Genomic DNA, 11,658 nt, shown 5'->3' with positions numbered 1-11,658 from the left:
ACCTCTCGAAGGGACGTCTGCGCGCCGTTCCACGCACACCCCAACAATCCTACCGGCAGGCGGGGTATCATGGAGGAGATGTCCACCGAGATCTCAGCCCAGACCCAGTCGGCGGCACAACACCCTCGACGCAGCTTCTGGCGTACCGTAAATAATTACGTTGCGCTCACCAAGCCCCGCGTCATGGAGTTGCTGCTCGTCGTAACCGTACCCGCCATGATCCTTGCGCAGGGTGGGTTGCCGAACCTTTGGCTGGTGCTCGCGACGTTGCTCGGCGGTGCCATGAGTGCCGGATCCGCGGGTGCATTCAACTGCTACCTCGATCGCGACATGGATCGCAAGATGAAGCGGACCAAAAACCGCCCACTCGTCACCGGTGAGATCTCCGATCGCAACGCGCTCGTTTTTGCGTGGGTACTCGGCGCACTCTCGGTTGTGTGGCTGTACTTCACCACAACCTGGCTCGCAGCTGCGCTGTCTGTCGGCGCCATCTTCTTCTACGTCGTGATCTACACGATGCTGCTGAAGCGCCACAGCGAGCAGAACATCATCTGGGGCGGGATCGCCGGGTGTTTCCCCGTGCTCATCGGCTGGGCTGCCGTAACCAACAGTCTTGACTGGCCCGCCTGGGTGTTCTTCCTCATCATCTTCCTGTGGACCCCGCCGCACTACTGGCCACTCTCGATGCGCTACCGCGACGACTACGCTGCGGCCGGTGTGCCCATGCTCGGCGTCGTGCGCGGTCGCGCGACCGTAGGCCTGCAGATCATTCTGTACGCGTGGGCCACTGTTGCGTCGAGCCTGCTGCTGCTCCCCGCGCCGGGGATCAGCTGGCTGTACCTGGTTGTTGCGGTCGTCTCCGGCGGTTACTTCATCATCCAGGCGCACCGCCTCTACGGCAACGCGATCCGCGGCCAAGAGGGCAAACCGATGCTGGTCTTCCACGGCTCGATCACCTATCTTTCGGTGCTCTCGCTCGCGATCGCGATCGATCCGCTGCTGCCGTTCTAGTTTTTCCCTCGATCCTTCCGGGATTTGCGGGTCAGTTTCTGGCACTAAACAGTGGTTTAGTACCAGAAACTGACCCCAAAACTGCAGATGCGGGGACGAAGCCAGAAACAGAAACACTAAGCTTGTGTCATGGCAGACGCATACACCCACGGGCATCACGCGAGTGTGCTCAAGTCCCACACCTGGCGTACGGCTGAAAATTCGGCGGCATACCTGCTCCCGCTACTCGCACCCGGAACAAGTGTTCTCGACATCGGTTCGGGGCCGGGAACAATCACGGCAGACTTTGCTCGGATCGTTGCACCGGGCACCGTGCTCGGAATTGACGCCTCAGCTGAGGTGATTGCAAAGGCAGAGGCCGACACCGCACCACTCGGTCTCTCAAACCTGAGCTTTGAGACCGGTGATGCTTACCAGCTTGACCTTGCCGACGACACGTTCGACGTTGTGCACGCACACCAGGTACTGCAGCACGTGGGAGATCCCGTGGCGATGCTGCGCGAGATGCGTCGGGTCGCGGCCGTCGGCGGCACCGTCGCTGTGCGCGACGTCGATTACGAGGGCGTCATCTGGTCACCGCGCAGCCCCGAGATCGCAGAGTGGTTGGCGCTGTATCTCAAGGTGCATCGTGGAGTGAGTGGCGAACCTGCTGCCGGACGCTTCCTGAAGTCCTGGGCCAGGGAGGCTGGGTTCACCGAGGTAACTTGCACCGCGTCGACCTGGCTGTTCGAAAACGACGAGGATCGCGCCTGGTGGGGTGACATGTGGGCTGAGCGCGCGGTCGATTCCGCGTTCGCCGACAACGCGCAGCGCCTAGGCCTGGCGGATCGAGAGACTCTTGAGCGCATCTCAGAGGGCTGGAAGCGCTGGGCAGCGGATCCTGACGGCTGGTTGCTCATGCCGCACGCCGAGATCCTGGCTCGCGCTTAGTCTGGAGTCCCCAGGGGACCAGCGCTAGGCCGCGGGCGCCTTCACTCGTTGACGCGTCTCGACCAGGGCCAAGAAGACGCCGGCTGCGAGCAGGCAGGCGAGCACCATGTGAATGCCGACCAGAATGGGTGGCAGCGAGAGGCGAGCCTGGGCAACACCCACAACAATCTGCGCGATGATCACAACGATCGACCAGCCAGCCCAGCGGGCCACCGAGTAGGCACGCTCGCTGCGCGCCAAGTACGCGGTCATGATGGTGAACAGCAGTGTGCCGTAGGCGGCCACAGCGTGCACGGTCTGCACAATCTCAGAGTCGAGACCGTTACGCGCGGCACCGTGGTCACCCGCGTGCGGGCCAGAACCGGTGGTGAGGATCCCGAGCAGCACAACAATAAAACCAAAGATGGCGGCGAGCCAAGCCATCTGCAGCAGGGGAGCAGACACCGCGAGTTTGCGCGGCCCGGGACCTGTGTAGACGCGCAATACGAGCAAGGCGGCGAGCACCACAAGAACAAGGCTCACCAAGAAGTGCAGCCCAACAACGTAGGGGTTCAGCCCACTCCACACTGTGATGCCACCAAGAACGGCCTGTACAACAACACTGAGCACGGGGATCACCGTCAGCCAGAACAGGTCGCGACGTTGCTTGCGGAAGCGCCACACTGCGATGAGTGCGAGGATGGCAACGATCTCAAGCACAAAAGTGAGGGTGCGGTTGCCAAACTCGATGTATGAGTGAATGCCCATCTCGGGGTTATTCACGAATGAGTCCGCGGTGCACTTGGGCCAGGTGTCACACCCGAGACCCGAACTCGTGAGTCGCACCGCACCACCCGTGGCAATAATGACCACCTGTGTTACGAACACCCACCACGCAAGGACACGCACATGATGCGTCACACGATCAGGCATCCAGCGCTCTTTAAAGGATGGCTTCGTAGCAGCTGCGGCAGTGGCGGCGGACAAGGGTGCTCCTCTCGGCTGCGACCCACTTTACGCTGACTGCGTGACAGCCCTCCCGTTTTGAGCGGGAACCTTGTAGAATGGGAAGCTGTGGTTGCGAACGGCGAAGCCAGAAAACGGTGTACGTCACCGCTCAGCGCCGGCGCCGTCCACAAACCAGACTACTGCACCGCTGCAGGGCCAAGTGTGAGTGTCTAATCTCAATACGTGAGGCCCTGTCAGCGAGACAATGAATGAGGAAGGGATCATGCCTGAGGTATTGATCGACCGGCCAGAGCTTGAGGGCTTGGGCCAGTACGAATTCGGCTGGCACGACAGCGATGAGGCGGGCGCGATTGCAAAGCGTGGCCTCAGCGAACAGGTTGTGCGCGAGATCTCCGCTCTGAAAAACGAGCCCGAGTGGATGCTGCAGCGACGCCTGAAAGCCCTGCAGATCTTCGGCCGTAAACCGATGCCGACGTGGGGTGCTGATCTCTCTGACATCGATTTCGACAACATCAAGTACTTCGTGCGCTCGACTGAGAAGCAGGCGACCACGTGGGAAGAGCTGCCAGAAGAGATCAAAGAGACCTACGAGCGCCTTGGCATCCCCGAGGCAGAGCGCCAGCGCCTGGTTGCCGGCGTTGCTGCTCAGTACGAGTCCGAGGTTGTCTACCACCAGATTCGCGAGGATCTCGAAGAGCAGGGTGTCATCTTCCTCGACACCGACACTGCTCTCCGCGAGCACCCCGAGATCTTCGAAGAGTACTTCGGCACCGTTATTCCCTCGGGCGATAACAAGTTCGCGGCGCTCAACACGGCCGTCTGGTCGGGTGGCTCCTTCGTCTACGTGCCGAAGGGTGTGCACGTCGAGATCCCGCTGCAGGCTTACTTCCGTATCAACACGGAAAACATGGGCCAGTTTGAGCGCACGCTGATCATTGCTGATGAAGACAGTTATGTTCACTACATCGAGGGCTGCACCGCTCCGATCTACAAGTCTGACTCGCTGCACTCCGCCGTCGTTGAGATCATCGTGAAGAAGAACGCTCGCGTTCGCTACACGACGATCCAGAACTGGTCGACCAACGTCTACAACCTCGTCACCAAGCGTGCCGTGGCTGAAGAGGGCGCGACCATGGAGTGGGTCGATGGCAACATCGGATCCAAGGTCACCATGAAGTACCCGTCGATCTACCTGACGGGCGAGCGCGCCAAGGGTGAGACCCTGTCGGTTGCGTTCGCTGGCCCCGGCCAGCACCAAGACACGGGCGCGAAAATGATTCACCTCGCACCGAACACGCAGTCGTCGATCCTCGCGAAGTCCATCGCTCGCGGTGGCGGCCGCACCGGTTACCGCGGTGAGGTGCGGATCGAGGCGTCCGCGCACCACTCCGCCAACTCGGTTGTGTGTGATGCCTTGCTCGTTGACCGCATCTCGCGCAGCGACACGTACCCCGCAATCGACATTCGCACCGATGACGCGCAGCTGGGCCACGAGGCCACGGTCTCGCGCGTCAGCGAGGAGCAGCTGTTCTACCTGATGAGCCGTGGCATGGCCGAAGAAGAGGGCATGGCGATGATCGTGCGCGGCTTCATCGAGCCGATCGCTCGTGAGCTGCCCATGGAGTATGCCCTCGAACTGAACAAGCTCATTGAAATGGGCATGGAAGGATCCGTCGGATAATGACCACAGCTGAAGCTACTCAAGAAACCGCTCAGCACGGCCTGAAAGCACACTCCGACGGAGACTGGGAAAACCGTATTCCGGTACAGACCCGCTCAGAGCGCCCGAAGTCAACAGATGTTGAGGCGTTCGAGAAGGTCACCGGTCGTGAGGCTGTGTGGAAGTTCGCGCCGGTCGCGAAGCTCGATGCGCTGCTGAACGGCGAACTCGACGGGTCTCGCGTCAAGGTCGCAGTGCCATCAATCCCGGGGATCACGGAAGAGTGGATCTCCCGCGACGACGAGCGTATTGGTCGCGCCGGAACACCCGAGGAGCGCGGTGCTGCCGCAGCTTGGAGCGCATTCCAGGAGGCGCACCTCGTCACCGTATCGGGCGATGAGCACGTCACCGCGACCATCACGCGTGACTCCCTCGATGCCGCGCCGCGCGCCGCACACACGATCATCGAGGCCAAGGCGAACAGCCGCGGCCTCGTCATCGTTGAGAACACCGGGGCGGCACAGCTCTCGGAGAACGTGGAGATCGTTGTCGGTGACGGCGCGAACCTCACTCTCGTTTCCGTGCAACAGTGGGGGAGCGAGGCGATCCACCTCGCCAGCCACTACGCAACCGTTGGCCGCGACGCGTCATTCACGCACATCGTGGTTTCGCTCGGCGGCAGCATTGTGCGGTTGAACCCCTCGATCCACCTGGATCACGAGGGCGCAAACGGCGAGGCCTTCGGCGCGTACTTCGCCGATGCTGGCCAGCACCTCGAGCACCAGGTCTACATGGATCACGACGCCCCCCACACCCGCAGCCGCGTCACCTACAAGGGTGCACTGCAGGGCGAAGGCGCACACACCGTGTGGATCGGCGACGTGCTCATTCGCCGCAATGCGACAGGCACTGACAGCTACGAGCAGAACCGCAACCTGGTTCTTTCTGAGGGCACCCGCGCCGACTCGATCCCGAACCTCGAGATCGAAACCGGCGACATCGAGGGTGCCGGCCACGCGTCAGCGACCGGCCGCTTCGACGAGGAGCATCTGTTCTACCTCATGAGCCGCGGTATCTCAGAAGAAGAGGCGCGCAAGCTTGTTGTTCGCGGGTTCTTGCTCGAGGTGGTTGGCAAGATCGGTCACGAAGCGACTGAGACCCGACTGCAGGAAGCAATCGAGGCTGAGCTCGCTGAGAGTTCCATCTAGATGGGGCTACAGAAGGCGCTCGCGCTTAGCGATCTGGTTCAGGATCAGGCCACTCGTGTGGTCATCGATGATGTTCCGATTGCGGTAGTGCTCGATTCACAGGGCGAGGTGCACGCCATTGGTGACACCTGCAGCCACGGCCAGATCAGCCTCTCAGAGGGATTTGTAGAGGGCGACACACTTGAGTGCTGGGCTCACGGCTCCGCATTTTCGCTGTGCACAGGCCAACCCCAAAACCTGCCGGCCTACGAACCGGTTCCCGTTTATGTCGTCGAGATCAACGACGGCGACGTGTACATAGACCCCAACGTTACGAAAGAGATTCAGTCATGAGTTCAGTTCTTGAGATCAAGGACCTGCACGTCAGTGTCGAGACCGAGCAGGGTGCAAAGCAGATCCTGCGCGGTGTTGACCTCACCATCAAGCAGGGCGAGACCCACGCCATCATGGGCCCGAACGGCTCGGGCAAGTCCACCCTCGCTTACGCGATCGCCGGACACCCGCGCTACGAGGTGACGAGCGGCTCGATCCTGCTCGACGGTGAAGAGGTGCTCGAGATGAGCGTCGACGAGCGTGCACAGGCCGGGGTCTTCCTCGCGATGCAGTACCCCGTTGAGATCCCGGGCGTCACCAACGCTAACTTCCTGCGCACCGCTAAGACTGCCATCGACGGCGAAGCCCCCGCCATCCGCACCTGGATGAAGGAGGTCAAGTCTGCAATGGAGAACCTGCGCATGGACGAGTCCTTCGCTTCGCGCAACGTCAACGAGGGCTTCTCGGGTGGCGAGAAGAAGCGCAACGAGATTCTGCAGCTCGAACTACTGAAGCCGAAGTTTGCAGTGCTCGACGAGACCGACTCGGGTCTCGACGTTGACGCGCTCAAGATTGTGTCCGAGGGCGTCAACCGCGCGAAGGACAACACCGGCCTCGGTCTGCTCCTCATCACGCACTACACGCGGATCCTGCGCTACATCAAGCCCGACTTCGTGCACGTGTTCGTGAACGGTCGCGTCGCAGAAGAGGGTGGCCCCGAGCTTGCGGATCGCCTTGAAGAAGAGGGCTACGACCGTTTCCTCGTTGAGGCTTAAGGCGTAGGCTGTCATCATGAGCGAGAACACCACTACCGTTCCGCAGTCGATAGACCCGGAATTCCGCGAGCAGGCGGTTGAGGCACTCAAGAACGTGTCTGACCCCGAACTCGGCGTGAATATCGTCGACCTCGGTCTGATCTACGATCTCGCCTTCGACGAGGAGCACGACGCGCTGGTTATCAGCATGACGCTGACCAGCGCTGGCTGCCCCCTCACCGACGTGATCGAGAACGACATCGCCGAGTCACTCGACGGCCTCGTCACGGCATTCCGCATCAACTGGGTGTGGATGCCGCCGTGGACGCCGGAGCGCATCACCGACGATGGTCGGGACATGATGAGGGCTTTGGGCTTCTCGATCTAACACCGAAACGAAAAGAGCTCCTCACCTGCTTGGTGAGGAGCTCTTTTTGCTACCTATCCGCTCTTGCGGCGGAATTCACGCTGGTGGCTGGCTGAGCCGTGAGTGTTGCCCTGCTGACCACCATCTTCGTGGTGAGCCATGCCGTGTGGGCGGCCCTGCTGCTGCTTTTTCCGGTCAAGAGCTTCACGAAACTTTCGCTTAGTTTCTTCGGCTGCCTCGCGTTGTTTGTCTTCTTCAGAACTCATCTTGAGACTCCTTCTTGTGTGTAGCCTGCCCCCAAGCCTACTAATCTTGAGCGCTCAGCGTGAGTACAAAGTTAAAGTGACGTAGACTAGCAAGGTTGTCTAGCGGGAGATGCGCTCCCAAACACAAACCCAGGAGTTGCACGCACACATGATTACGGTCGAGGATCTAGCGATCGATGTCGGTGCACGTCGCCTGATGTCAGGGGTCACATTTCGGGTAAATCCCGGAGACAAAATCGGTCTTGTCGGGCGCAACGGCGCCGGTAAAACCACGCTGACACGTACACTCTCGGGCGAGCTACCCCCGGCCGAGGGCAATATTACGGTCTCGGGCGAGCTCGGCTTTTTGCCGCAGGATCCTCGCACGGGTGATCCCGACCAGCTCGCGCGCCACCGCATTCTTGACGCTCGTGGGCTCGGCACCCTGACCAAAAACATGGCCAAGGCGACCGAAGAGATGGCGTCCGACGATCCTGCCGTTGCCGAAAAGGCGATGAAGCGCTTCGGCAACCTCACCGACCGCTTCCACGCGCTCGGCGGCTACGCGGCCGAGTCAGAGGCTGCCTCGATCTCCCACAACCTGGGTTTGCCGGACCGCATCCTCGATCAGCCCCTCGGCACACTCTCCGGTGGTCAGCGCCGCCGCATCGAGCTCGCGCGCATCCTGTTCTCGGACGCCGACACGATGATCCTCGACGAGCCCACAAACCACCTCGACGCCGACTCCATCGTGTGGCTGCGCGAGTTCTTGAAGACCTATAAGGGCGGCGTCATCGTGATCAGTCACGATATCGACCTCGTGGGGGAGACCGTCAACCGCGTCTTCTACCTCGATGCCAACCGCCAGGTCATCGACACCTACAACATGGGCTGGAAGCTCTACCTGCGCCAGCGCGCCGCCGACGAGGAGCGCCGCCGCAAGGAGCGCTCGAACGTCGAGAAGAAGGCGTCGGTGCTGAAGGATCAGGCCGCTCGCTTCGGCGCAAAGGCATCGAAGGCCGCCGCCGCCCACCAGATGGTCGCGCGCGCCGAAAAGATGCTGTCGAGCCTTGATGAGGTGCGCCAGGTCGAGCGGGTCGCGAAACTACGCTTCCCGGATCCCGCACCCTGCGGCAAGACCCCGCTCATGGCGGAGGGCCTCTCGAAGTCTTACGGTTCGCTCGAGATCTTTGCGGGTGTCGATCTCGCGATCGATCGCGGCGCGAAGGTTGTGATCCTGGGCCTCAACGGCGCGGGTAAGACCACGCTGCTTCGTTTGCTCGCGCAGGTCGACGAACCAGACACGGGCGAGATTATCGCCGGGCACGGTCTCAAAGTCGGTTACTACGCGCAGGAGCACGAAACACTCGATGTGAAGGCGAGTGTGCTGCAGAACATGATCTCGGTGTCGCGGCACCTCACCGAGACCGAGGCCCGCAAGGTGCTCGGCTCGTTCCTGTTCACGGGTGACGATGTGCACAAGCCCGCAGGTGTGCTTTCCGGCGGTGAAAAGACCCGTCTCGCGCTTGCGATGCTCGTGGTTTCAAGCGCCAACGTGCTGCTGCTCGATGAGCCCACGAACAACCTTGACCCCGCGAGCCGCGAAGAGATCCTCGACGCCCTCGCACACTTCAAGGGTGCTGTGGTGCTCGTGTCACACGATCAGGGAGCCGTCGAGGCGCTCAACCCCGAGCGCGTGCTGATCATGCCTGACGCGACCGAGGATCACTGGTCGAAGGACTACCTCGAGCTCATCGAGTTGGCGTAGTCTTTTTCGCTTTGGGGCCGAGCTTGTCGATGACAAACTCGGCTCCTTCTTTTTGCATGCCGTTGGTGTAATAAGCGACGTGCTGCTCCTGGGCAGAATCGACTGCGTCGCGGGATTCGCCCGCGGCGAGGCTTGCCTGGCACACGAGGTCACCCTCGACGCAAAAATCGCTGATGCGATCGGCGTAGGGGTCGAGGGAGCCCAGTTGCCGCGGCATGATGCCGCCCAGCTCGGGATCAAAACTGCCCACGTTGAAAGATTCTTTGCCCTCAAAACGAGGATCACCGTACATCACAACCGCAAGCACGTGCGCCGCGGCATCCGCGTTCAGGGCACCGGTCGTTTCGCCGATCATGCGGGTGTCAGCCGCGGCAAGCGTGTCTCCGATCACCATCGCACCCTGCGAGTACCCGAGCAGCACAAACTCCTGGTCGGGGCACGCCTCGGCCTGAACGTTGAGCGTGTCGATCAACACGCGCACCCCGCGCGTTCCGCCCTCTTTCACGTTGGTGTCGGCGGGGTAATCGAGGTCTTCCGTCGTCACCTCACCCGGACGGGCCTTTGAAATGTCTTTCGCAACGGGGGAGAGCAGCTGACCCTTCGAGGGTTCACCCGTTCCCCTCGCGGTTATGACGAGGTAGTGCGAGCACTCCTGCGGCTCCACAACGGGCTCGGGGTGCAGTTTAGCGTCGTACTCACTGGCCGTTGCGGGCGGCTCAGGATCTTCGGTCACCTCGGTGAGGGAGTCACGTGCCTCAACCGGGTCAAGCTCTGCCGCGCAACCAGAAAGAAGGAACGCACCCGCGAGACCAAGTACAGCGAGAGCAGAAAGTTTACGCATCGAGCAGTGCATCCTCTTCATCAGCATCGGTGGGGCCCTTGCGGGTCTTACGTTCGGCGCGGCGGCGATCCTGTTCCTTGACGGCTCCGCTGCCAGCGTTGAGTCCGCGGTACTCCTGCCTCGCGGCAAACCCGACCCCGATCAGGGCAATCAAGATGAATACGTACCACTGCAGCGCATACGAGAGGTGAGGCCCCTCGTCTCGCTCTGGTTTGGGGGGGAGCAAGCCGTGCTCACCCGCGGGAGACTCAGAAATCAACATTCCGTAGGCGCCGGTGTAGCTTTCACCCTCGGTGCCTGACAGCTTCGCCAGCTCATGCAGATCAATGCTCGCGACCGTGCGGCCTGAAGAGGTACGACCGGGAATCTTTGGTTCGCCCGCGCGCAGACGCACCTCGACGGTGACCTCGCCTCCGGCGGGCTGAGGCAGATCCTCGACCTTTACGCTGGTGGCCTCACTGCCGTCGACGGCCACCCAGCCGCGATCCACAAAAAACACCTCACCGGAGTTCGTGCGGATCGGCTGAATCAGATCAGACCCAACACCGTTGGGGCTTGGCCTGTTGCGGGCAAGAAAAGGATCGCCAACATACTCGCCGACCACGGACACCGTCTCCCACTTCTGCTTTGACTCGTCAAACGCCTCGAGTGTTGGGAGTTCGTCGGCGAGATCAACGGCCGGGGCACCGTAGTTGTTGTCGATCCGATCGATCTCAGCGCGCGCTTCTGCGCGGCGTTCAAACTGCCAGTTGCCAAGCATCACACACGCGACAGAAAACACAATCAGCATCGCAAAGTACCCGATCCAGCGGCGCGACCGCAGAAACGTCCACCCGACCTGCGTGGGTTCAGACATCAAGTTCTCCTACGGTCACAACTTCAATCGGGAACGAACGATCAGACAGAAACTCTCGCAGCACCGGCAGGTGATCCTCACAGGCAAGCCAGGTCTTCCGTCGTTCTTCGGCGTGAATCTTCGGATTGCGCCACAGGATCGCCCAGTCAGCTGCCTCACGACACCCGGCCCGCGAACACTCAAAGCGCTGGCCAGCGTCGCCCCCGAGACTCAACCCGGGGAACACCGCGGCGCTCACTGGGTCATTCCCTGGGCGGACGGCCGTGGCTCATCTGAGTCGGGGGATTCCGGCGGTTCAGGATCGGCGACGCCGCCCGAGCCTCGGCGTTCAGGGTCCACGTCAACGACAAGCAGTGTGTCTGCGGGGGAGTCCACCTGTTCCTCAGGCTCTCCTCCCTCAATTTGCAGAGGATCAGGTGCGTCAACCGGCTGCTCCACACTGTGGGCCACCGCGTTACCAACCATCACCGCGAACCAGGGAAGGAAAACGGCACCGGCCGCGGCCAGCAGCACCCACCAATCACGCAGCCAGAAAAGCGAGGTCACACACACAACACGCAACGCCATCGCAATGAAGTACATGCGCATACGGTGTGTGCGATCCTCGGCGGGGTTCACTCCCGCCGATGTGACACTGTAGCTCTCGGCCATGCGCTCCTTCTTCGTACCTCGAATAGCCTACGCCGTTCTGCTGGGCCTTGGCCCCAAGAAACACCGCACCATAACCCCGATCGTGTGGTCGAACGATAGGGTGAGA

General features: G+C 61.5%; 14 protein-coding genes. 8 read left to right on the top strand and 6 right to left on the bottom strand.

Annotated elements, in window-relative coordinates:
• Positions 1-78: 78 nt before the first annotated feature.
• Together G7068_RS00770 and G7068_RS00765 are read left to right on the top strand one after the other, a co-directional pair.
• Positions 79-1,011: a heme o synthase gene (locus tag G7068_RS00770; RefSeq protein WP_166292916.1), complete on the top strand. Its 933-nt coding sequence runs from the start codon at positions 79-81 to the stop codon at positions 1,009-1,011.
• A 129-nt stretch (positions 1,012-1,140) separates the two neighbouring features.
• On the top strand, positions 1,141-1,941 hold the full coding sequence (locus tag G7068_RS00765) for a methyltransferase domain-containing protein (RefSeq protein ID WP_166287515.1): 801 nt from the start codon (positions 1,141-1,143) through the stop codon (positions 1,939-1,941).
• Between the two features lie 24 nt (positions 1,942-1,965).
• Here G7068_RS00765 and G7068_RS00760 read toward each other — a convergent pair whose 3' ends face one another.
• A complete protein-coding gene (locus G7068_RS00760; RefSeq protein ID WP_244304577.1) occupies positions 1,966-2,907 on the bottom strand; it encodes a COX15/CtaA family protein in 942 nt (313 codons plus the stop codon).
• Positions 2,908-3,151: 244 nt separating this feature from the next.
• Between G7068_RS00760 and sufB the strand changes: the two genes are divergently transcribed.
• From sufB to G7068_RS00735, 5 genes are read left to right on the top strand one after another with little or no spacing between them, the layout of a single operon-like run.
• A complete protein-coding gene (gene sufB, locus G7068_RS00755; RefSeq protein WP_166287512.1) occupies positions 3,152-4,570 on the top strand; it encodes a Fe-S cluster assembly protein SufB in 1,419 nt (472 codons plus the stop codon).
• Positions 4,570-5,757, top strand: coding sequence for a Fe-S cluster assembly protein SufD (gene sufD, locus G7068_RS00750; protein ID WP_166287509.1), 1,188 nt, complete (start codon positions 4,570-4,572; stop codon positions 5,755-5,757). Before sufB ends, sufD begins: the two co-directional genes overlap by 1 nt.
• Positions 5,758-6,090, top strand: a complete 333-nt coding sequence (locus G7068_RS00745; RefSeq protein ID WP_166287506.1) for a non-heme iron oxygenase ferredoxin subunit — start codon at positions 5,758-5,760, stop codon at positions 6,088-6,090.
• Complete coding sequence (gene sufC, locus G7068_RS00740; protein WP_166287503.1) at positions 6,087-6,845, top strand: Fe-S cluster assembly ATPase SufC; 759 nt, start codon at positions 6,087-6,089, stop codon at positions 6,843-6,845. The genes G7068_RS00745 and sufC overlap by 4 nt, the downstream gene beginning before the upstream one ends.
• Before the next feature lie 16 nt (positions 6,846-6,861).
• A complete protein-coding gene (locus tag G7068_RS00735) occupies positions 6,862-7,212 on the top strand; it encodes a metal-sulfur cluster assembly factor (RefSeq protein WP_244304575.1) in 351 nt (116 codons plus the stop codon).
• A 53-nt stretch (positions 7,213-7,265) separates the two neighbouring features.
• Here G7068_RS00735 and G7068_RS00730 read toward each other — a convergent pair whose 3' ends face one another.
• Positions 7,266-7,457: a DUF5302 domain-containing protein gene (locus G7068_RS00730; RefSeq protein ID WP_166287500.1), complete on the bottom strand. Its 192-nt coding sequence runs from the start codon at positions 7,455-7,457 to the stop codon at positions 7,266-7,268.
• Positions 7,458-7,605: 148 nt separating this feature from the next.
• Here G7068_RS00730 and G7068_RS00725 point away from each other — a divergent pair, with 148 nt between their 5' ends.
• On the top strand, positions 7,606-9,204 hold the full coding sequence (locus tag G7068_RS00725; RefSeq protein ID WP_166287497.1) for an ABC-F family ATP-binding cassette domain-containing protein: 1,599 nt from the start codon (positions 7,606-7,608) through the stop codon (positions 9,202-9,204).
• Here the strand turns inward: G7068_RS00725 and G7068_RS00720 are convergent.
• From G7068_RS00720 to G7068_RS00705, 4 genes are read right to left on the bottom strand one after another with little or no spacing between them, the layout of a single operon-like run.
• Positions 9,188-10,045 carry a cutinase family protein gene (locus G7068_RS00720; protein ID WP_166287494.1) on the bottom strand — a complete coding sequence of 286 codons (858 nt, stop codon included), beginning with the start codon at positions 10,043-10,045 and terminating at the stop codon, positions 9,188-9,190. The genes G7068_RS00725 and G7068_RS00720 overlap by 17 nt on opposite strands.
• Entirely contained in the window at positions 10,038-10,901 is an 864-nt protein-coding gene (locus tag G7068_RS00715; protein WP_166287491.1) for an SURF1 family cytochrome oxidase biogenesis protein, read from the bottom strand. Before G7068_RS00715 ends, G7068_RS00720 begins: the two co-directional genes overlap by 8 nt.
• The gene (locus G7068_RS00710) at positions 10,894-11,139 is read right to left on the bottom strand and encodes a hypothetical protein (protein ID WP_166287488.1); all 246 of its coding nucleotides are present in this window, start codon (positions 11,137-11,139) and stop codon (positions 10,894-10,896) included. Before G7068_RS00710 ends, G7068_RS00715 begins: the two co-directional genes overlap by 8 nt.
• Positions 11,136-11,552: a DUF3099 domain-containing protein gene (locus tag G7068_RS00705; RefSeq protein ID WP_166287485.1), complete on the bottom strand. Its 417-nt coding sequence runs from the start codon at positions 11,550-11,552 to the stop codon at positions 11,136-11,138. The genes G7068_RS00710 and G7068_RS00705 overlap by 4 nt, the downstream gene beginning before the upstream one ends.
• Positions 11,553-11,658: the final 106 nt, after the last annotated feature.

It is taken from the genome of Leucobacter viscericola (assembly GCF_011299575.1).
Classification (GTDB): domain Bacteria; phylum Actinomycetota; class Actinomycetes; order Actinomycetales; family Microbacteriaceae; genus Leucobacter; species Leucobacter viscericola.
The sequence above is the reverse complement of the archived record's forward strand: the minus strand, read 5'-3'. Positions and strand labels throughout refer to the sequence as shown.

What these genes read in the sequence shown, in the direction of transcription:
- G7068_RS00705 (WP_166287485.1), bottom strand. Translation starts at nt 11,552, where the DNA reads ATGGCCGAGAGCTACAGTGTCACATCGGCGGGAGTGAACCCCGCCGAG.
- sufD (WP_166287509.1), top strand. Translation starts at nt 4,570, where the DNA reads ATGACCACAGCTGAAGCTACTCAAGAAACCGCTCAGCACGGCCTGAAA.
- G7068_RS00730 (WP_166287500.1), bottom strand. Translation starts at nt 7,457, where the DNA reads ATGAGTTCTGAAGAAGACAAACAACGCGAGGCAGCCGAAGAAACTAAG.
- sufB (WP_166287512.1), top strand. Translation starts at nt 3,152, where the DNA reads ATGCCTGAGGTATTGATCGACCGGCCAGAGCTTGAGGGCTTGGGCCAG.
- G7068_RS00735 (WP_244304575.1), top strand. Translation starts at nt 6,862, where the DNA reads ATGAGCGAGAACACCACTACCGTTCCGCAGTCGATAGACCCGGAATTC.
- G7068_RS00745 (WP_166287506.1), top strand. Translation starts at nt 5,758, where the DNA reads ATGGGGCTACAGAAGGCGCTCGCGCTTAGCGATCTGGTTCAGGATCAG.
- G7068_RS00765 (WP_166287515.1), top strand. Translation starts at nt 1,141, where the DNA reads ATGGCAGACGCATACACCCACGGGCATCACGCGAGTGTGCTCAAGTCC.
- G7068_RS00725 (WP_166287497.1), top strand. Translation starts at nt 7,606, where the DNA reads ATGATTACGGTCGAGGATCTAGCGATCGATGTCGGTGCACGTCGCCTG.
- sufC (WP_166287503.1), top strand. Translation starts at nt 6,087, where the DNA reads ATGAGTTCAGTTCTTGAGATCAAGGACCTGCACGTCAGTGTCGAGACC.
- G7068_RS00770 (WP_166292916.1), top strand. Translation starts at nt 79, where the DNA reads ATGTCCACCGAGATCTCAGCCCAGACCCAGTCGGCGGCACAACACCCT.
- G7068_RS00715 (WP_166287491.1), bottom strand. Translation starts at nt 10,901, where the DNA reads ATGTCTGAACCCACGCAGGTCGGGTGGACGTTTCTGCGGTCGCGCCGC.
- G7068_RS00720 (WP_166287494.1), bottom strand. Translation starts at nt 10,045, where the DNA reads ATGCGTAAACTTTCTGCTCTCGCTGTACTTGGTCTCGCGGGTGCGTTC.